The following is a 21,485-nucleotide window of genomic DNA, read 5'->3' on the forward strand; positions in this document are numbered from 1 at the left end:
AGGTGATTGGTATGGGTCATACATTTGGTTTGTTCTCCAAATCACAAAAAGGTGTATTGTTCGCGAATATGAGAGCGAAGATTGCGGACGAGAGTTACAGCAACCCCAATAACCCTGCGTATTTACCGCAGAGTCCCAATGCACCGAGGAGTGAAACGGACCGGCATGGCGAAGAAAATAATCCTATTCTGGGTGATTCAGGGTACGGTCAGATCGGACGATGGCAGACGGTTCAATTGGATGCACTGGAAAACAGTATTGATCAAATCATTGAGCAATATCTGAAGGATAAGTCCTGGTATGCGAGTGTACGATGCCGTGAAGCACTGTGGAATATGTACCGCAGGATTGAATGGTGGGTAGAACAGCAGCAGCCTCCAGATAAAACACAATATCAGCGAGTACTGCAAATGGTGAAAGACTGTATTCACAAGATTCTTGAAAACGCCCAGAAGCCTGGGGGTAGTCATCATGGAGTGTCATTGCCAATCTGTCCGGCACCCTACTACCATCATTTTAGTGGGAATTACTTCAATCATTTTGATGCAACCGTATATGAGATTCCGCTCTTTTCGATGAAAAAGGACGTCCCGTTCTCGAATAAATTCCCTGATTTCTTCAGATATGTATCCTCAACGGAGGACCAGGAATGGGTAGCTGTTCACTCGGTAGGGCGAAATGAACAATCCGGTTCAGAGATGATCTTGAAACTGGATCTAGGACTTTTGGAGATTGGCAACTCATCCAAAATTACGTTTAACTGGCGTGTGAAACGTTATGGACAGATCAGGTTCAAGTACCTGGCTAGTGCCAAGCGCGGTAATGGCATGCTGTTCTATATTAATGGGCAGCAAGTCGGAGGTGAATGGAGCGAGAATAGCGGATGGCAGGAAGCTGCATTTACGTTGCAGCCAGGGCAGATGTACAAGTTCGACTGGCTAATTCGCAAAATGAGACCTGAAGTATGGCAGAACAATGGTATTTATATCAAGGATGTTGAAGTCGTTGAGATTGTGGATACACGTAAGCCGCCTGCTCCTTTGGATATTGATCTGGATGGGGAGGGAAATGATAGTGATTGGTATGTAAAGTCTTCAAAAAGCATTGCACAAGCCCATTTTCAAGCTCAGTTCATTACAGATGAAGAGCGAAGTAAGACGATGAAAATGGATTTGGATAATGAATGTGACGGTACTGTTTCTTTTGCTTACTTCATGGGAGTAGACAAAGAATCATATCCAACTAAAGATTATGAATTGTTTTTTGATGACATTTTTGAATCAAGAACTCAGCATGGAGAAAGCAGGCATGGTAGCCATGCTCAATCTATACACGGTGTAGAGTGGAATCTCAATGAGGAATATTCCGAAACAACAGCTAATCAAGCCAAGATTGAATACGAAATTATAACAGGTTCTGAGACGACTGTAGATTTAAGAGGTGTAGTTGAAGTTATATGTCCAACGTATGAAATTGATCATTGGGAGGCGTCGCATCATAGTCAGGGGATTGGGAATTTTCAGTGGCAGATGTCGGGCAGCCCGCCATGGGTAAGATCAGGAAATGTATTAAGACTGGATGAACCTATAGAAGGGGATATGATTGCTCAAACCGAAGTGAACTTGCAAGATGAGGGTTGGTTTTTGTTTAATTATTCTCATCAATTAAGAGCTACTGAATCGTTCGAGGTGACTGTAAATGGCATGCTTGAATACTATTCAACGATGCATAGCCAGGGGGAGCAGATACGAATTCCGCTAGAGGAAGGTTTAAACATTATCCAATTCTATATTCGAGATTATTACACTGAGCAGCCTTTCATCGATAACATAGAAAAATTATTCACGTACGGGAACAATACTGGCAATACCTATCGAACTGTAACTGATTTAGGTTCGTACGTTGATGTGACACGTGGTTGGGATGTAACAGATGCAGGTGCTAGAACTGAAAAAAATGGTGATACCATTAGATATAATGCAGAGCTAAATCCTGGAGCTAAGTTTAGCATTCAAGAGCATATGCGTATCTATCCAGCGATGGACTCTTCATACGATCCCGACAAGGGGAGTACAAGAGATTTTAACGTTTTTGAAGAGTTGTTTAATGAGGAAGGCAAGTACCATGAAGCATTGAGGTTCTCTGGGAATTGGGTGTGGAAAAAAATTGTGAACGGCGATGGGGTCATGTGGGCACAGGGGCATGATCAGGATTTTATATGTGATTTTGAAGCTCATTTAGTCAATTCCGGTTACATCTGTTGGCAATATGGAGGGCAATTTGATCCAGGAGAAAAATTGGAATTACAAATTGATGGTATCTCTGTATGGACAGGAAGTCAGTCGAATGAACGAGAAGGGACCAATTGCATGTATCCTCTACCCTCGGGGAATCATCAATTCCGATGGAGATACCGTGACGGTAAAAAATACACACCAGGTAACGGAGAAGGTAGTTCTGAAAACGGTTCGGAATCTTCCACTGGAACAGGTACGGGAACTGACCAGCAAGGTGGAGCAAAGAAAGATCCCTATGGAGTGAAGTGTTATACAGGAGATTCAAAAACGAATAACATCCAATACGCACAAAAATCATATGGAGGGCATTCGCCACGTGCTGCTAAGTTTGATGCAATTAATAGAGGAGAAGTTTACTCATCCTCTGGTCAAGCGTACGCATTGGGTGTTACTAAGCAAAATTCGACAATTGTTCGTACGTTTACTGCCCCTAAGATTGGAAGTTTCAACTACTCTGAATTGTTGACAGTCTATCCGGTTACCAAGAGAAGAGTATTTGAGAAAAGGACACTTGATAATAATATTGCTTTAATCAAGGGTGTTAATCCAATCACTAATTCTAACAATACAATTGACTATTATGCAATTGATGTTTATGGTACCAACAATCAAAGTACTGAATATGATCTATTTGGCCCTGATACAAAAACTATGACTTTTGATTTTTATTGTAAAGATTCTTTTGATATTAATTTTAAATATATATGTTACTTGTTCGATTGGCCTATTCAAGCTGCTAGATTCAGGGTTGCATATTATCCTAGGAATAATACTAAAGAAGTGAAGACAATTCTAGATCCTATTCAAAATATTGGAGATAAAGAAGGAAAATTCAACAACAAACATATTAAGAAAGAAAATTGGGCCCAAGCAGAAAAGTACAGTAAGAAAATATCAGTCAAGAATCCTGGTAACTATACATTAATTATAGGTCTTACTGATACTATTGAGGACCATGAAAGAGGAGTCAATCGTAATTACTTTTATGCAGCGATCAAAGATCTTGTTATCCGTACAGATGATCCTGATGGTATAAACAAAGACAAACTACTAAATCCAATATTGGTTGATACTTTGACTAATGTAAAAGTGCAGTGGTTTGATTTAACAGACGTAAAAAACAAATTTAATCCAATTAAAATATCCGTTGAAAATGGTCAAAAAGTTAGCGATTACATTAACAACCCTCCCTCATTAATACCCGGGCACAAATATAAAGTGGTTTACACACTTGTTAAAGATAAAACCTCAACCAACGCGACAGGTCTTGATGCAGGTGGATTTACATTAAGTGAAGGTAATTTTTCCGAGAGATGGCCTAACTACTGTATTGATGCAAGTGGAAACATGTTCCATGAAGGCAATTCTCCTCACCCAGGCGAGGAGCCATCGAATCCACCAGATACGACAACACCAGATGGTGGGAGTCATGCTTGGCTAGATGTTATTCGTCTATACCAGAATAACAGCAGAGCGTGTTCGGGGACGAAAATCGTTATTGACACCTTCGAAGAAGGACAATTTCTTCACTCCCGAGATGTGACGAATCAAGATGACACATTGGTTACCATTGAAGTGGAAAATACCTCAGATGAGAAGCGGAAGTATGAAGTTCAAGTTCGATTCGAGCGAGGATGCCCGGGAGATGGAGCAATGATTTGGGGAGGGAAACTGACTATTGATGATATTATCAAAGTTGATCCATCCTGGGCTGAGGTGACTCACTTTGAAGTTTGGAATAATAAACCGATCTGGATGGGCGGCTGCGATAACAGTAATATGTGCGTGAAAATTACACGTGAGGACGGAAAAGTGTTATGGGATGAAAAGTATTACGGTGACGGATATCGTGGCTTCGAACTGAATGATCTGGCTCCCAAACCTTATAGCAAATATAAAGTGGAGATTACAACAGATCAGAAGGGGCAGATCAGCGACTGGACAGGAAAACGATATTTGACCACCTTCCGGGTGCATGACTTCAAAGCCTACGAACGATGGGTGTGGGTACCTGAACCGTTTGATTGTCAACTGGATTTCTTCATTGATGATGAGCTGATCAAAACATTCACTCAAGAGGGTGGATACTATACATTTTCACATCCAGTGCCCAAAGGCAAACATGAATTCAAATGGGTGTTCACCTCGCTTCAGGAAGTGGGTACGCGTAGTTACGAATACGCTAATCTGGACTGGATGGAACTGACCAACTGGATCTGTGATGACGTCTATGTCATTCCTTACTGCGAAGGCGGTGGGGGAGACAAGTGTGTTGAAGCTCTTATTAAATGTCTGCTGGAAGTTTGGAAAGCGAGGCCTAAGATGTGTGTAATCGGTAAACGCATCTGGTTATTCACGTAAAGAAAGGAGGAGCTGTATGGGTGTTGCGAGATTGAAAGAGTCAGGCAGGATATATGAGGATGCGTTCGCAAGCTCTAACCTGGATTCCAAATGGGAAGTACTCCCTAACGATGCTACTCGCTATGAAGCGGGTAGTGGCAGTTTAGTGCTCAAACATGGTCAAGATCCACTGTATATGTTCTATAAACCTCTGACAGATGTGAAGCAATTCGTCATGGATGTGAAGAACAATTATAATCCCGATACAGAGGGATGTTATGGTGGGGTTATTGTTTTGGTAGACGAACATAATTACATGGAGATTGAAGAGTTTCTGGATGTGTCTTTGCCAACACCTTTGTTAAAGACCTACCCATGGATACGTTTGATTCGAGATTACAACTATTACACGGCGTATTGGTCGGATGATGGAGTGATTTGGAACATTATTGGTTCTGTAGAACTGGTGGGAGCTCCTAAAATTGGTCTCTATCTGAAGGGTGAAGGGGATCACCCGATGCATGTTCAGTATGTTCGAATCAACAAAGGAACATCTATTGCCGTAGATAATCTAACCAAAGGAACTGTGGTTGATCTAATCGATCTGAATGGTGTTGTGCTTGAGTCCAGGGTATGCCGATCTGAAGAAACGGTTGTACATTTTAACATGGATCGATATCCATATCCGTTTGAAGGCAATTTGGGGATTAGACTTCCGGATGGAAATCGGTTTCAGGCCATGGATTCTATTAAGTTATACAAGGGAGACCTAATGTATTTTGAGGTTACACCAGATTTATATTACAAAGAGTCAAATCCTGAAACAGGAGAAGATTTCGATGTGCTTCTTTATCCCAATACGGATCGGTTCCTAGGCTATTTAACAGCAGGTGGCTCTGCTACACAAGAAGTTCGGATGTTTGCCAAAAATCCCATGATATCTGGAGACTTTAAAAATGTAACGTTTGCGCTCACAAGCGGGACGGATAAAGTGCAGATTGCGCCTGATGTTGAAGGCATTCCTGGTTCCTTCAGTTACTCGATCACCGCGTTTACCATTTTGCCAGGAGCGTCCTATCGATTCTGGCTGCGAATGGAAAGGGAAGAATCTCAAGACAGGTATGCTTCTCAGGTCAAATTTTCGCTACAGATGTATTCGACATACATATGACTTAATCGTATTGGAGTAATTACGTATAGATCAATTAAGGCAAGAATGGAGGTGGTCAAATGTCAGTAAGAATTAACCAGTCTCATCGATCATCCGCCAAGAGTCATAAGGAATTAAGGGATATTGGGGCGCATACGCATGATGAGATTGATTCCTATCTTGCAGAGTTGGATGAAGCCAGAGGGGCTGCACTCAGTCTAGGTGAACGAATCACTGTCGTAGAAGAGTCTGCAAGTGATAGTCGAGATGCAGTAAAAGATCATGAACAGAGGATAGGCGATGTCGAGACTAAGGTTATTTCAAACAGCTCACGATTGGATGATGTGCAGCAGGATATTCTGACGGCAAGAGCAGATATCAATATCCTTTCCAAGGGTCATGCTGACCATGAGAAGAGATTGAGCCTCGCTGAGACGGAAATAAAAGAAGCACGTGGAGCAGAGGCATCCATAGATCATCGATTTGACACAATGGAGAAAGCGATTGAAGTTGTAGCAAAGCAACCCATTCAGGATCTCAGTGTTACCAACCCCACGTATCTAGATACTAATAACAGTGTTCAAGTTACGATTAATGCAGGACGAGCCAGTATCAACAAGGTTATTGTGGATCAGTTTACTCAGACATTTAGTATCCCGGACATTATGGCAAATACGACATATTATATTTTTCTTCATGAAAATGGGGTGTACTCTTACAGTTCAGATCAAGAAGAGCCCAAGGATGCCGTGATCATTGGTGGACTTGATGTCGGAGTTTCTCCAACAACTTCACTTACGGCTTTGGATTTCAGATATTTCTTAACAAAGGGTTCTATTGAAAATGACATGTCTGTATTGGGAATTCGTGTAGATGATCTGGAAAAAAACGTTGGTGAGCAGACGACAATAATTGCTACACATCAAACGGCGATTGAAGCGATGGAAGCTCAAATAGAAGCAACTGCTGAGGAGGTTGTGGTTTCAAGAGAAGATAAAAACGGCGTCGTCTATGATGCTCTTAAGGACAGGCTCGACAACATGCAGAGTCGTCTTGAACTCGCTGAGAGTCGAGGCACCATGGAGCATCAATCCGTATTCCATTTCACTTCTGCTCCTAACAGCAGGTTGTCGATGACTAGAGATTTTCAAGTGCCCCGATATGTGATTGGTTCGAATTCCGCAGAGGTATTTCTGGATGGAATTCGAATGGATGCAGGAGACGATTACATTGAATATAATGATACGCTGATACGATTTACTTTTGATGTGCCCAAGGAAGCCCGAGTAACGGTCATTGGTCGTGGGTCTATTATTAACACCACTTCGGTAACTGAATATACCTATTATCCAGACGGAAAAGTACATACCGAGAAGATTGATGGAGGGATTAACCGCACCATTGAGCACTTCTATAACGCGGATGGAAATTTGGAACGACAAGAGGTTACGGAGAGTAACGGACAGATTAAGTCCATTGAGTATCAGCGTGACATTACAGGTAAAGTACTGCGTGAAATCAACAATGGTGCAGAGTATTATGTGCTGCAAGGTGGTGCTACTTTCGATGACACGGATATTCGGAGGAGGCTTGTCTTTCTAGAAGGAAGTACACTCGAGCTTGATGTTGTGTATAACTACTTTTCTAATGGTGACATCGAGTCAGAAGAAGTGTTCTCCGTAGATTTGAAGCCGCAGCTATTGAAGAAAACATCGTTCACTTACAATGCAGATGGTACCGTTAAGACCGAGACCTTGATCTATGACGGCCAGGGAGTTCAGAAGGCGTTTGAATACGATGCCAGCGGTAACATCAAACAAGTAAAAATTAGAAAGGTTGTGATCTGACGTGACGAGGACCGTACAGGATGTGAAATTTGCTCTACATACCATTATGGATAAATTAGTGGGCAATCACTCAGAGCCATACAGTACAGAGGAAATTGAAATCCTGATTTTCGCTTTTGAAAGCAATATTCTGTTTGATAATGTGGCTCATAAGTTTCTGCCTTCACTTAAAGGGTTACCTGAAATTCAAGAGGCTGCTAGTGGTGTGGAGTCAGAGGGTGAAGCCGGGGACAAAGTGCAGTCTTACCATGAGAATCTCATAACAGAGAGAAGCGATATGGTGAAAACAATCTTGTTTGCTGTTATTAAGGAACATATATTTCGTGACATGAGTTTAAGATTCGGGACTTAAGGAGGTATTAGAGTGGCTGAGAACATTCTACTAAGCGCGCTACGAAGATACGAGTTTTATTCTTACTCGTCCACATTTATTTCAGAACTCTATAAAACAGTGAGCCAAGAGTTATATGGAGATACTAACTGGGAATGGGATTACAATACAACGAATGAATACTCGATTCCAAGAAGCTGGAATAGTACTAGTAGATTTACAGGAAACCAAGGCACAATAACGGCAAAAAATAAAAATGATCCAAGTTTGTTTTTTACAATAAGTATGAATATATCAAGATTTTATACTAATTATTATACTAATGACTACACACGGAGTTATTTACTTAGAACTGGATATAGAAACAATGGTTCAGTAGTTAAGCCTGATCTCTATACTGAAGTAGGCGCTGTGTCAGAAATACCATTAAATACATGCATCAATGAGGCCTATTCGAACACAAGCAATGCCCCGAATGTTTACTGGAAATGGAGCTTATTCAGCTCACAGCATTATATTTTTTTGTTAGGTGAGCCACAGAATGCTACTGACGTAGCGTATCCAGTAAGATTGTATCTTGGAAAATTGAAACCTTTCGAAAATGAGGACCCTTTAGTAGCTAACGATTTTGTAGGCGTTTTCGGACATTATCCTCTAGGGTTGAACATGTCGGACGACGAATTAAAGTATAGTACAGGGCGAGGCTATGTGAGAACATCAAGAAACGGCACTGCAAATGCTTTATATCACTTTTCAACAAGTTCCCAAGTCTCTTCTCCGGGTTTGGGTGGGAGGTACTTTGTTTCGCCCTTCTATGTATGGCATGAATCAGAAGGTGTGCGTGGAGAGTTTTATGGTATTCGAACAGCCGTTCTGAGGGATGCAGGTATGTATCCCGATGGCTCTATTCTAGATCTTGGAGACGAACGCTATTATGTTTTTCATGTTATGAATCAACAGCATCCATCAACACATCAAGGTTTTTATGCAAGCAATGGAGCTTACTACAATGGCCAACCCTACTTCTTCGATTCTCCCTTACTTCTCGGTGGTGGGCAGCGGGTGCTGCTTTTCGAAATTGAGAAGGAGGTGTAGGGTCATGACCATGATTCGCAGACACGAGTTTACCAGCACGCTAAGCTTATTTGCTTCAACGCTTGTTAACACATTGAAAGATGCACTCGATCCTTACTGGGATACCATACATACGGCCGAAACGACTTATGCTAACTGGGGAAATGCACTGCTGACCAATAAAAAAAATACATCCATGCGGTTTACCATATGTGTATGGGCGCATGCGAGAGGAGTCAACATTCGTTGGGGGCTGAAGAACCTCGGAAACAATGTGGCATCACCAGATCTATTCGTCAATCCGCCAGTAGACACGGATAAATTCATGTTGGAAACTCCCTTTTTGTGTCATAACGGACAGTACAATGTGAACTATAAGTGGTCTGTTATTACGAATGAGGATATTCTGTTTATCCATGGAGAGAGTCTGAACTATCCGGAAAGAGCTTACCCAGTACGAATATTCTTAGGTAAATGCCAGCCATTAGAGCAAGAAGACCCGGCGATTGCCAACAAATTTTATGGCATTTTCCCACATATGCCTTTATCCGCTTCAGATAACAACATATCAGATCAATATGATACGCCCAGAGGTGTCGTTATGTCTTCACGGAATGGAACGGAGTATGCATTGTACAACTTTGGAACAGAGTCGATTCCTTCTCCAGGTGTGGGTTCCAGATATTATGTTACACCTTTCATGGTCTATCATCCATCTGAAGGGGCCAGGGGGGAATTCAAGGGTATGCGTTCCATTGTATTTAAAAACACTGCACAGCATCCGGACGGATCGATCCTCGATCTAGGCAATGATGGCAAGTACTACGTATTTCATGTCGTAGATCAGGATTATCCGAATACAGACTATGGACGTTATTACTACAATTCGAACCAAGTTCCAGTGTATTCAAGACCGAAGTTCTTCCATGGTGCCAGACTGCTTGGTGGTGGGCAAAGAGCGTTACTTTTCCAAATATAGGAGGTGTCGATGAGGGATGGCTAATTTCACAGGTAAAGTGAAGATGAATGAATTATTCGCAAATATTGTTCAGGGATTTAAAACGATTGCGGGTTCTCCTTGGTCCGTTTTTTACGAGACAGCGAGTGTGATCGTGCTGAAATCGGTGGGCACAACCGGCTCAGATAAACTGTTCTTCAGACTAGAGGTTGGAAACACGAAGGGAACAATGGGAAACACATTGACCGTGAGTGTGGCAGAAGATGTGATGTCAACAGATGGTAGCATTCCTTTAGGCAGAGCCGAAGTGAAGAAGGACTTCCTGTGTCATACGAGTGCCGTTGATACGAATCTATTAATTGATTACCAAGTTTCAGTTCAACCCAACCGAATTATTATTTATTTGCAGGGGGATGTGAACTCGGTTACCGGTATATCCAATCTGGGTTACTTTGGAATTCTGAACAGGTATGCCACAGAGACGGATTCTTCAAGTTTGAGTGTAGGCCTCAGCTACAACGGGGATAACGGTATCCGGACGTTGCGTGATAAAGATAAACAGATGGTGAATAACATTTATGATGCTTACTCTGCCATGCTTCCTGTTAATCCAGGCTGGGGGTCTCTTTATCATCTTGCTCCGGTTATTATGTCTAATGGTGTGGAAGGCCCGAGAGGCGAGCTTATTGATATCTATGCGGTACCTTCTGCCGGAGTCTCTCATGGAGATGAGATCAAAGTGGGCACCAAAACATATAAGGTATACTCTCTGTCGATTGGTGGGCAGAGCTTCTTATCAGGAGCTACGGTTGCTGTCCTGATGAATTAAGGTGGTGAATGGACATGGCTATACATCAAGGGAATGTTGTAGGGACCGCAGAGAGCGGTTCTCTTTTTACCCAGAGTAAGGCGGCAGTTCTCCATAGCATTGGATACGATCTTGATGCTGTTCCGTTAACCATTGAGGGTAAGGAAATGGTCTATACATTAGGAACGGTATCCACTACGGCTGAATTAATTGACATCTACCGTTGGGGTACATGGAGGATGCTGGACAACCATAATGATCTTTTGATTGGATACGTTACGGATAAATATATTTATGGGCCACGAACCAGAGTTGGAATTCCTAATGAAAAAAATATGATACTGAAGCATAAATTTTTGACCCAATCCAGTGGAGCAGGTTTAATTCGAGACACCATAAGAGGCCTAAAAACAAAACAAAATTTTGAGGGGCTTGAATGGTGCATTAAGGTCAAAATTCCTGTCCAGCAAGCGGGGTTAGTGGGGAAAACGTGGGGGGATTGGTTATCCAGCGGAAGTGGTAACACATCTGGCAATCATCTTCGTCCACGACGGTATCCGGATACGCATATTCCTAGAAGGAGGGAAGACTCTTGAACAGGACATGGAAACTGATGGAGGAGATGAGAAAAGTGCTATTGCCAGTATCGTTTGCCCAAAGAGTTGAATATGTTGGCGGTGGGGCGAAGGCAATGATTGATATTCCCATGGAGCATCCTCGATTCATGATCAAAACGATCAGGGTCATTCCGTCCAGAGAAACGAATGTGGAAGTCCATGTGTTGAATAGCGCGGGTCCACATCCAGAAGTTCTCTATTTCAACAATGCCCAATACTCGACGGGGAATTTTATGGAAGGGATTTACGATATGATCGATTTGCCATATGAGGACGTAGATGGGACCTCAACACTTCACTTGTCGTTAAAAAATCTGGGAACAGATGTGGCCAACTTCGATGTTGAGGTTGTTGGTTTGACTACGAGGTAGGAAGGGGATCACCACATGGATATTGTTTCATTCAGCAAAGCTGCCAAAGTAGAACGTGAAGTTAAACAAGCCAGGGATTCTTATGCCTCGCTTGATGGCAGACTGGACGCGGTGTCAGTAGGAAACGTGGTTTCAGTCAGACTCAGAACAGAACTGCCGACTGTGGGTGAGGAAGGAAGATTGTATCTGGTACGGCAAGACTCAAGCAATCAAAATGAATCAACGACCTATACATACACCAACGGGGAATATGTAAAGGTTGGTGGAGATCGAGTTTCGAACCATCCGGAGAATGGAACCATTAATCTTAATGGAACCAGAACGGTGATCTATAACCATCCTGATACACACAGTGCTGATATGGTAACAGATGGAACTCATAACGTTATCATGACTCTGGACGAACGTGAAAAATTGTCCAACATCGAGCGTGAGGCCAATCATTACACACATCCTGATACACATAGTGCCGATATGATCAGTGATGGCGAAACACATGTGAGCATGACTTGGGGTGAACGTAAACGCCTTCATGTCATGGATCCGTGGGAATCGATCAGCGACTTGGTGGATTATACAGATGTGGTTACATATTTTGCTTTTGATAAGCAGGGAAGAGTTATTCGACAAGTCGTTACGGACAATTACACCGAGCAGCTGGTTAGAGAACCTGTACTGACGATGCCGACTTCTTCAGAAGGTTACGCTCAGGCTGATTCCTTCTTGGTCTTTTCCATTGGTGAGATATATCGATATGATGGTCTGGACTTCGTGCAGCTTCCAACTTTAGTTGATGTCATTTATCAGTATGATGGTGAGGGAAGATTGGTGGAGAAGTCTATCGCCAGAATGGGAACAACACCTGTTCAAACCAACTTCCAATATATATATGATTCATTCGGCAATCGTATAGCGGTTAAGAAATACTAATAGGGAAGGATAGCATATGCTGTCCTTTTTTTCTTTTAACAACGAATAACATCGAAATAATTTTTATTTCACATCAACGTATGAAGATTAGCATTAACACTTGGCTGGTCAAGGCGTATAGAGAAAGTAGTATGAGAACGTAATAATTCCGGGAGGTAGTGTACGATGAATATTGAACTGACGGCTCATTTCTTTTTCAAGGGAAGCGGAAAGAAGAAAACGGTGAACTGGATAGAAGATAATCCTAGATTACAACAGAAGGAGAAAGATTCGGATAAGGTCGTACGCGAAATTCCGTTAACTGCGGATGAGGTTAAGCAAGAATATCGCCGACTGTTCACCAAACACAAAAATGAGGGGAAATCGATCACGTTAGAAGATACAGATGATGTGGTTCATATCATTGATCTTACGGATGTGCGTAATATTGAATTGACTTCTAAGGAGGCGAATACAGATGCTGTACAGGCTGACCTTCGCTCTGAATGATGAGGAAATTGTCACTACCGAGATGACTTCGGATAAGGAGGATCTGGTGGGAGCAACGGAAGAAGCATTCGATTGGATTGAAAGAGAATATGGAGCCAATGTCGCTTTGAACCTGGTTGCGTTTAGCCTGCTCAAAATAGACCTTACCAATGAAATGATTAATTAAGCGTTCTCGCTACTTAATGTTAGCTTATTAGCACCAACTTCTAATTTATTTGAAAACTTATAAAATATAGTTAATAAAGTGATATACCCCAAGCCTAGTTCTGGGGTCTATTCCTTTTTCATGAAAAGTTGATAGTGACTTGATTTAATGCATCCATTGAAACTTGTCTTGTACAAGCAGTTTTGATTAAACTAGGTTGAATTCATATGTTCAAGGGCAGTAGAAGGGATCAGGATGATTGGCAAGGAGGGATGGGACATTGAGATAAAAGACTTGGAAAGAGAGCTCGCAAAGCTGGCATCCAGAATAAGAAAAGATTTTACTGAACGCGGGCCGGTAGATACCAGAGTCTCTATCATGAATCATTTTATCATCTTAAAGTTTACAGCAAAATTCACCAAGCCTGAAGCATTCATGCTGGAACATATGCAATCACACTCAAGTCAAATTTTCGCTGAATACAAGATGAAGCTTGCACATATGATGAGAGAACATTTCAACCCCGTTTTCTCCTATATCAATATGGGTCTGAAGATCGAAGACATCGAAACAACATTTTTTGGCCATGATTTTGCAGAGCAGATCACAGTCTTCAAGATGAACAAGGATGTTGAAGTGCTGCTGAAAAACGATGAGATAAACATGCCTTAAGACCTATTAATTATCGTTTAAATACTAGAGAGGTTCTTAGGAACTAATTTTATTGTTGACAATATCCTACATATTTCCTTATACTACCCTTATGGCGATTGAATAGATTAATAATCTTGACGAAGCCTATAACCTTGTTAAAGAACTTGAAGGCCATATCTTCGGTAATTGGGACGAAATAGATGTCAGACCAAGACCGACACATTCCACCATTTTGGTATTTTCCAGTGGTGCGCTCTGTGTTGGTCTTTTTGTTTGTATAAAATGCTGCTTTACCTTTCACCGTATACTTCGTATATAGTCCGTAAAAGGCCTATAAGCGAACGAAATAAATAAATGTTGCGAACATTAGTTCGCATTTGTTATTCTGAATGTAATAGGATGGGAATGGGGAGGCGGATCAAAGGGAGGTTACTTGATCGTATGTATGTAATAGGCTTACTTAGCTTCAATTCAATGTAACAAGACTACATATGGGATATGAGATTTCTGGGAGCAATAGCGAGAATGTAGAGTAAGATCACGCTGGATAGCAAATAGATTGTGAAGAAAGAGTACGAACAACTAATAATTAAATAGTTAATGGGGGAAATGTATAATGTCTGCTACAACTGCTATGGGTTTTGATGATTTATTTGAGATTGGGGATATAGACATGTTCCTGAATAAAGCGCAGGAGAAGTGTCGCCACAAGCTTAGAGGGAAAACATTTGCCGGGATGGAGAAAGAAGATGTGACCCAGGAGATTATGATCAAATTAGTTAACTCCCTGGACAAGTATGATGCAGAAAAAGCTAAAATGTCGACGTTTGTTGATCATCTTATCGAGAATAAAATCAAAGACATGTATCGCAAGTGCATGTCTGAGAAAAATCTCAGTGTGGTTAATGCTGCACAGATCATGTGCACGGATCAAGGTGGTGGTGATGAATCGGAGAGCTCCGATATCGCATTAGCGCTTGGTCATACTGGGTTTGCTTATGAGAATTTTGAGTTTGTCACAGATATTATGGAGAATATGAAGCTGGACGAACGTGAGAAGCAGATCTTTAAACTCCGGACTTCGGGGTATGAATTTGTAGAGATTGCAGGAATGTTAGGTGTATCCAAGGCACGCATATCGCAGTTATGGAAAGCGATTCGTGAGAAATACGAAGCATTGTAGTCATAAGTGGCAATTAATAGCCTAAGTTTGATGAAGATTGATTCAGTAACCTACATAGAATAGAGAGAGCACCCTTAACTGGGTGCTTTTTTATGTCGTATAGAGAGACTAGTACAGAGAGAAAGGTGGAACAAGATGCTTAGTGTGGTGGTTTTAGGATTTACTGTAGAACGTCTAGAGGGATATACGGATATCGCTTGGGCAAGTCATGATTCTTCGACAGCTTCTGATTTAAACAACAGGGAGTATGCCTTGATCATTGAGCAAGTAGTCGTACAAGCTGATGCCGTATTGGTTAATCTGGATATGCATCAATTGACCGCTACTGATATTGTGATCATGCATCTTGCTTATATACATAAAAAACCGATCATAGGTGTAGGTTTCAGGCCATTGGAGCCTGTTATTGAAGATTTTGTCGCCAAACGGGTGACTGATCTGGACACGGCTGTACTCCATATGCGCACAAACTATATGGTCCTAAGCAGCGGTACAAATACTTCATCTGCACCTTCAATTAAACTCCCGCTCTGACAACACGTATAGAGAATGTAAGGGTAAGAATATGTACTCAACTTTAAATTAATGGAGGAATAATTCAATGACACATATGATCAAAGCAAAAGAAGATAAATTAACGGAAGAAATCGTAGCAAGTACGATTGGAAAGTATATCCACGCACCAACCAATATGCATGAGGTCCAGACGCCAACCGGAGCAACAACCCAGGCTAACGTATGGTTTGCGGGCAGTGTAGCTGGTTACGAAAAAGCCGTTATTGGATTCAACTATGAAGAGGGTACCTTTCATGAAGAACCACAAACATTTTATAACGTTCATTTAACAGATGGTATGGGCTACATTCTGACAAGTGCTTACGAATTGGAGATTCTTGAACTAACCGAAGAGGAGTTTAATCAACTCATTGAAGAGAAAAAGGAAGAGGAACAAGATTTACCAGGTGAAGAGCAATGAAGGTGTTAAATTATGCCTCGGATCTAGCTGTAAAAACGTTTGTGTCCGCTAGCGCTGCAGGTGTGGAAGAATTGATCAACGCATGGATGTTATCCAAACCAAACACATTCGTTAACGGACTGGAGTTTACCTCCACTGTTAATCCATCCACCAGTAAGTTGGAATTTGCAGCAATCATCGTATACCAGCCAAGTGAACAAGACCAATCCTAACTTATATATGAGATTATTCCTTCTATAATATACAGGTTTACAGTAAGGAGGTGGGCGAATCTGTTGCTCACTTTAGAAAGAATAGTAGGTATTGTTATTGCGGTGGTGGTATTAGCTTCGCAATATGAGAGTCTATCAGCATCAGGAAATTACAAACGCGCCGACGAAAAAATAATTGACTCCAAGAAAGTGAAACATGCAACGGAAGCAGAGCAAGTAAAGCCATTAAAGCATGAAAAACAAGAAAAACAAGAGAAACAAGTTAAAGAAGCATCGGTTACTTCTGAACACATACCAATGACGGATATGCTTGAGCAGTATGTAGAACTCCACCATGAGAAAACGGTGAGCCGGGCAAAGCTGCTGAAGTATGTGAAGTGGGTAGTCCAATATACGAAGGATACGGATATCGATCCCGTCTGGATTCTGGCTATGATGTGGCAAGAGAGCCGAATGTTAGAGGAAAGTGTATCATCCCATGGAGCGATTGGTCTACTTCAGATTCTTCCTAGCACAGCGAAATCGTTTGGAGTGAAGCAACAGGAGCTACATCAGCCTGAAACAAATATCAGGACAAGCATTATATACTTGAGATATCTCATGGATAAGTACGATGGAAATCTTCGTACAGCAACCATTGCGTACAATCAGGGAGAAGGCAATGTAGCTAAGGGAAAGGCTCGCCCCTGGTACTACAATCAAGTAAAGGAACACCATAACAAGATGCTTGAAATAATGAAAAAAGGTCAACCAACATCAGTTAACAATGGAATTTGAATACGATAAGATCAATTATCAATTATACATAGGGAGATCCAAATGGGAAAATTTCCAGAACATATTAGCACGAATTTAAAAGTAGACAAGAAGCATTACACCATGGATGACGTAGAAAATATTGAACGTTGTAAGCTCGATGAATATTTCCTCGGGGATTGTATTCTGGTCAATGAGAACCTGATTTGGCACTCCGTTCATAAGTATATTGGAAAGCCCGAAATGATTATTAAGAATCATTGTGTAGAGAAGGACGATATTCTTCAACTGGGACGTTTGGGATTTATCAAAGCGATTAGGGCATTTGATACGGGGCGTGGCGTGAAATTTAGCTCGTTTGCTGTCACTGCAATTGTCAGAGAAATCCGATGTTTTCTAAGAGATAGTGCAAGCATTATTCGTCCAACTCGTACAGCTACGGAATTAATTAATCGAATCAATAGACTTGAGCACGATATGGGCTATCTGCCACCAGCACATGAAATTGCATTGTTACTGGATGAGGAAGTAGAGAAGATCAATAAAGCACTTCAAGTGGGGAAAGGCGTAAAGTACCTGGATGAGCCTGTAGGTGCTGATGATCAACAATCTCAATCCGTGACGTTGATGGATACCATCTATAGCGGGGAGAACATTGAAGAAGGTATTCTGGACAAGCTATATGTAGATGCGGTTATTGATTCGGTTAAGCGTAAGCTTAGTGAAAAAGAAGTGACTGTACTGAAGCATCGTGTAGACGGATTTAATCAAACTCAGACCGCAGATATGGAAGATATTAGCCAGATGAGAGTCTCTAGAATCATGCGAAAAGTAGCTAAAATGCTGGATAAACCGGATCAGGCGTGATCGGGTCACAGCCTTTTGTATTATATATAACATCTCATACATAGTGTCCCTCCCCCATTCCAGCGGTGAGGGATTTTTGCTGTTTTTGCCTCATGGGACATACTCCAAGTTGTCCGAACATAAGATAGTACAAGATTCCAAGTGACCCGGAGGAATGAATTGATGCGAAAAATAACGAAAGTTCTTGCATGCATGCTTATCCCTGTCTTCTTGCTTACTTCATTAGGGGTTACTCGAGCCCAGGCAACCATTCAAGGTCCGTCTACACATGCACAAAGCGCTGCGCTCATTGATGTCACATCAGGCCGGATCTTATATAGCAAGGATGGGGATAAGGAACTGCGAATTGCCAGTTTGACCAAAATCATGACGGCGATTGTAGCGATTGAACACAGCAAGCTGGACGAGAAAGTGAAAGTGTCCCCCACGGCATTTGCCAAAGAAGGATCGTCTCTCTATCTCAAGTTAGGTGAAGAGATGACACTCGAGAACATGTTGTACGGGCTAATGCTCCGTTCAGGCAATGACGCGGCCTCTGCAATAGCGGAACATGTAGGTGGTTCGGAAGAGGGGTTTGTTCTGTTAATGAACAAAAAGGCGGAGCAAATCGGCCTGACACATTCCCACTTTATGAACCCTCATGGACTGGATGCAGAAGGGCATTATTCCACAGCCAATGACTTGGCCAGATTAACGGCATATGCGTTGCACAATCCGGTGTTCAAACGCATCGTAGCCACGGAAGACAAATCTGCTCCGAATCCCAATGAAAGCTGGGAATATTCCTGGCACAACAAAAATAAAATGCTGCGGATGTACGAAGGTGCAGATGGAGTGAAAACCGGCTATACCAAGAAAGCTTTCAGATGTTTGGTCAGCTCGGCTACACGTAACGGACAGCAGCTTGCCGCGGTAACACTGAATGATGGCAACGATTGGAACGATCATGCTCGGATGCTTGATTTCGGGTTTGAATACTTCCCATTGGTAGAGATCGCGAAGCAAGAACAGCCTGTGCAAAATACAGATGTTGTTACAGGCCGGGGATTTTGGTATCCACTGGCTGAGAGTGAGAAAAGTTCATTGACCAAAAAGTTGATTCTGTATGAAAATCGCGCCCAGTCGGAAACGGATGGTAAGGAACAATCGAAAGACCCTACGTTTGGATTGGCAGGACGTATCGATATGCAACTTGACGGTAAACTTGTTGGCTCGATTCCTGTATATCGCAAAGGCAGTTATATTCCCCCTGAACCGAAAACAGAAGAGGCAACGATGGGTGGAATCGGTGATGTCTCTTCCTGGGCAGCTGCATGGCGTGCCGTGTTAAGCCACCTGTTGTCTCCTTAGCTAAATCGCCATTGAAGGGAGGATATAACAAATGATCAATTTAATTTGGTTGCTTATGATTTTAATCGGATTTGCTTTTGCAGCCGTCAACGGCAATATTGAAGTGGTCACGCAAGCCGCTTTCGACGGCGCGTCAACTGGAGTCACGGTCTGTTTTGGACTGATCAGTGTGCTGGTGTTCTGGATGGGCATGATGAAAATGGCTGAGGATGCCGGTCTCCTGACCCGGATTGCCAAGCTGCTTGGTCCGGTTGTAGGCTTCCTGTTCCCTGATGTGCCCAAAAATCATCCGGCGATGGGTTATATCCTCTCCAATATGAGTGCCAATCTACTGGGACTCGGAAATGCAGCTACACCGATGGGAATCAAAGCCATGCAACAACTGCAGGAGCTTAATCCGGATAAACAAACTGCATCTCCTGCCATGTGCACTTTACTGGCTCTGAATACGGCTAGCATTACGATTATTCCGACAACGCTGATCGCCATCCGCTTAAACTATCATTCCGCCAATGCAACAGAGATCGTGGGAACAACATTGATGGCTACCATTATCGCTACACTTGCTGCTATAATCGCCGATCGCTGGTATCGGAACAGGGCTTTACACAAACCGCCGCGTATACAGAAAAGTGGCAATCCCGGCATGAAAGGATGAGCACCTTTGTTAACCTTCATCAACTGGATCTCCGTCTGGGCCATCCCGGTTATTATCGCGTTTGTTCCATTATATGCGTTTACCAAAAAGGTCCCGGTTTACGAATCCTTTGTTGATGGGGCCAAGGATGGATTCTCTACTGCAATCAGTATTATTCCGCATCTCGTAGGCATGATGGTCGCCATTAGCGTATTTCGTGCCTCGGGTGCACTTGATTTTGTGATTAGCCTATTCACTCCGTTGGTGTCCTGGATGGGTGTTCCAGGCGAAGTATTGCCACTCGGAATACTGCGTCCTTTAACTGGGACAGGCTCCCTGGCGTTTACAACCGATCTGATCAAAACCCATGGCCCCGACTCCATGATTGGACGTATGGCATCTACGATTCAGGGGAGTACAGATACCACGTTATATGTGCTGACTGTCTATTTTGGGGCTGTAGGCATAAGGAACGGTCGGTATGCACTCAAAGTAGGGTTGTTTTCCGATGTCGTTGGTTTTATTGCTGCCCTCGCCATTTGTTTGCTCGTTTTTTCTTAAACGATATCTCCTTTCCTTCCGATATATTAGATATGCTAGAATAATAGCGGAGGAGAGTGAGACATGCAGAAGAGTTGGAAACGAATGCTCCGTGTCGGAATGTCAGGCGTGCTTGCCATTGCAATGCTTGCAGGGTCAACAGGGCTGGCGGCGGCTCAAGCCGTTCAGACGATACATTTTACAGGTTACTTCGACAAACAGCTGCGTGCACAAATGGCAGTCACAGCGGATTCTTTTCCAGTCGTGAATGTACGTTTGGTCAAACAGGATGAACCCGATATGGTATATTATGATGTTGGTACCTCGATACTGATCTCGAAGGATGAAGTGCTCACGAATTACCATGTCGTTCAGAGTTTTGCTGAATTGTCTGATGGTGATGAAGGTACACTGACTGTTGCAAGTCCGGGTTCCCTTAGTAAGCCTGTAAAGGCAAAGATTATTAAGACAGATCCGGTGACAGACATGGCGCTGCTGAAGCTGGACAAGGAAATAGACGCCCAACCGGTCACATTTGCAAATGCGAGGGATAACCAACTTGTCTATACGATTGGATTCCCCAAAAATCCTGCTGGTGATCTTGTCATCCTGGATGAAGATTTTCCTGCAACCTACAATACGATAGCCAAAAGCAGGGTGTTCAGTTCCCAAGCCTCGGATGTTCCCGGTAAGAAGGGAATCGGCAGTATTGTGAAATCCATGGCACAGGGTAATTCAGGTGGCCCTGTTCTGGATCAGAACAACCGGGTCATTGGTATGATGACATTTGTGTACGGTGGACGTACCTATTATATTACTTCCAAAACCTTGCAGTCTTTCATTAAAGACAGCGCTACGCCTGCCAAAAAACAGGTTGCAGTTGCCGGCAAAGTTTCCAATTAAATGGTTTAAGGAAAAGGCTTATCTTTACGCTATCTGTGTTCAACAGGTCG

The 21,485-nt window shown here is 42.5% G+C and carries 23 protein-coding genes; all 23 read left to right on the forward strand.

Features of this window, described 5'->3' with window-relative positions; all coding sequences use genetic code 11:
- Positions 1–11 precede the first annotated feature (11 nt).
- The 23 genes from ACE3K2_RS03050 to ACE3K2_RS03160 all read left to right on the forward strand — a co-directional run bounded on the left by ACE3K2_RS03050 (position 12) and on the right by ACE3K2_RS03160 (position 21,435).
- Entirely contained in the window at positions 12–4,658 is a 4,647-nt protein-coding gene (locus ACE3K2_RS03050) for a hypothetical protein (protein ID WP_421886545.1), read from the forward strand.
- A gap of 16 nt (positions 4,659–4,674) precedes the next feature.
- Positions 4,675–5,808: a hypothetical protein gene (locus ACE3K2_RS03055; RefSeq protein ID WP_421886547.1), complete on the forward strand. Its 1,134-nt coding sequence runs from the start codon at positions 4,675–4,677 to the stop codon at positions 5,806–5,808.
- A 59-nt stretch (positions 5,809–5,867) separates the two neighbouring features.
- Complete coding sequence (locus tag ACE3K2_RS03060; RefSeq protein WP_421886549.1) at positions 5,868–7,634, forward strand: hypothetical protein; 1,767 nt, start codon at positions 5,868–5,870, stop codon at positions 7,632–7,634.
- A 22-nt stretch (positions 7,635–7,656) separates the two neighbouring features.
- The gene (locus ACE3K2_RS03065) at positions 7,657–7,986 is read left to right on the forward strand and encodes a hypothetical protein (RefSeq protein WP_421886551.1); all 330 of its coding nucleotides are present in this window, start codon (positions 7,657–7,659) and stop codon (positions 7,984–7,986) included.
- Positions 7,987–7,998: 12 nt separating this feature from the next.
- Positions 7,999–9,060 (forward strand): hypothetical protein, encoded by a 1,062-nt coding sequence (locus ACE3K2_RS03070; RefSeq protein WP_421886554.1) that lies wholly within the window; start codon positions 7,999–8,001, stop codon positions 9,058–9,060.
- A gap of 4 nt (positions 9,061–9,064) precedes the next feature.
- A complete protein-coding gene (locus ACE3K2_RS03075; RefSeq protein WP_421886558.1) occupies positions 9,065–10,018 on the forward strand; it encodes a hypothetical protein in 954 nt (317 codons plus the stop codon).
- Positions 10,019–10,034: 16 nt separating this feature from the next.
- Positions 10,035–10,826 (forward strand): hypothetical protein, encoded by a 792-nt coding sequence (locus tag ACE3K2_RS03080; RefSeq protein WP_421886562.1) that lies wholly within the window; start codon positions 10,035–10,037, stop codon positions 10,824–10,826.
- A gap of 14 nt (positions 10,827–10,840) precedes the next feature.
- Entirely contained in the window at positions 10,841–11,401 is a 561-nt protein-coding gene (locus ACE3K2_RS03085; protein WP_421886565.1) for a hypothetical protein, read from the forward strand.
- Positions 11,398–11,793, forward strand: coding sequence for a hypothetical protein (locus ACE3K2_RS03090; RefSeq protein ID WP_421886567.1), 396 nt, complete (start codon positions 11,398–11,400; stop codon positions 11,791–11,793). The genes ACE3K2_RS03085 and ACE3K2_RS03090 overlap by 4 nt, the downstream gene beginning before the upstream one ends.
- Positions 11,794–11,808: 15 nt before the next feature.
- Entirely contained in the window at positions 11,809–12,723 is a 915-nt protein-coding gene (locus ACE3K2_RS03095; protein ID WP_421886570.1) for a hypothetical protein, read from the forward strand.
- A 165-nt stretch (positions 12,724–12,888) separates the two neighbouring features.
- Positions 12,889–13,212 (forward strand): hypothetical protein, encoded by a 324-nt coding sequence (locus ACE3K2_RS03100; RefSeq protein WP_421886573.1) that lies wholly within the window; start codon positions 12,889–12,891, stop codon positions 13,210–13,212.
- Positions 13,181–13,378: a hypothetical protein gene (locus tag ACE3K2_RS03105; protein ID WP_421886576.1), complete on the forward strand. Its 198-nt coding sequence runs from the start codon at positions 13,181–13,183 to the stop codon at positions 13,376–13,378. Before ACE3K2_RS03100 ends, ACE3K2_RS03105 begins: the two co-directional genes overlap by 32 nt.
- Positions 13,379–13,612: 234 nt before the next feature.
- Positions 13,613–14,029: a Na-translocating system protein MpsC family protein gene (locus ACE3K2_RS03110; protein ID WP_421886579.1), complete on the forward strand. Its 417-nt coding sequence runs from the start codon at positions 13,613–13,615 to the stop codon at positions 14,027–14,029.
- Positions 14,030–14,627: 598 nt separating this feature from the next.
- The gene (locus ACE3K2_RS03115) at positions 14,628–15,194 is read left to right on the forward strand and encodes a sigma-70 family RNA polymerase sigma factor (protein ID WP_421886581.1); all 567 of its coding nucleotides are present in this window, start codon (positions 14,628–14,630) and stop codon (positions 15,192–15,194) included.
- 135 nt (positions 15,195–15,329) lie between these two features.
- Entirely contained in the window at positions 15,330–15,728 is a 399-nt protein-coding gene (locus tag ACE3K2_RS03120) for a hypothetical protein (RefSeq protein WP_421886583.1), read from the forward strand.
- Between the two features lie 67 nt (positions 15,729–15,795).
- A complete protein-coding gene (locus ACE3K2_RS03125) occupies positions 15,796–16,170 on the forward strand; it encodes a hypothetical protein (RefSeq protein WP_421886586.1) in 375 nt (124 codons plus the stop codon).
- Positions 16,167–16,382, forward strand: coding sequence for a hypothetical protein (locus ACE3K2_RS03130; RefSeq protein WP_421886588.1), 216 nt, complete (start codon positions 16,167–16,169; stop codon positions 16,380–16,382). Before ACE3K2_RS03125 ends, ACE3K2_RS03130 begins: the two co-directional genes overlap by 4 nt.
- A 63-nt stretch (positions 16,383–16,445) precedes the next feature.
- Positions 16,446–17,159, forward strand: a complete 714-nt coding sequence (locus ACE3K2_RS03135) for a lytic transglycosylase domain-containing protein (protein WP_421886591.1) — start codon at positions 16,446–16,448, stop codon at positions 17,157–17,159.
- Positions 17,160–17,201: 42 nt separating this feature from the next.
- Positions 17,202–18,005, forward strand: coding sequence for a sigma-70 family RNA polymerase sigma factor (locus ACE3K2_RS03140; protein WP_421886594.1), 804 nt, complete (start codon positions 17,202–17,204; stop codon positions 18,003–18,005).
- A gap of 162 nt (positions 18,006–18,167) precedes the next feature.
- On the forward strand, positions 18,168–19,355 hold the full coding sequence (locus ACE3K2_RS03145) for a D-alanyl-D-alanine carboxypeptidase family protein (protein WP_421886597.1): 1,188 nt from the start codon (positions 18,168–18,170) through the stop codon (positions 19,353–19,355).
- 31 nt (positions 19,356–19,386) lie between these two features.
- On the forward strand, positions 19,387–20,013 hold the full coding sequence (locus ACE3K2_RS03150) for a nucleoside recognition domain-containing protein (RefSeq protein ID WP_421886600.1): 627 nt from the start codon (positions 19,387–19,389) through the stop codon (positions 20,011–20,013).
- Positions 20,014–20,019: 6 nt separating this feature from the next.
- On the forward strand, positions 20,020–20,553 hold the full coding sequence (locus tag ACE3K2_RS03155) for a spore maturation protein (RefSeq protein WP_421886602.1): 534 nt from the start codon (positions 20,020–20,022) through the stop codon (positions 20,551–20,553).
- Between the two features lie 63 nt (positions 20,554–20,616).
- Complete coding sequence (locus tag ACE3K2_RS03160) at positions 20,617–21,435, forward strand: S1 family peptidase (protein ID WP_421886605.1); 819 nt, start codon at positions 20,617–20,619, stop codon at positions 21,433–21,435.
- The last annotated feature ends 50 nt before the right edge of the window (positions 21,436–21,485 follow it).

The organism is Paenibacillus sp. (assembly GCF_048976745.1).
GTDB lineage: Bacteria > Bacillota > Bacilli > Paenibacillales > Paenibacillaceae > Paenibacillus.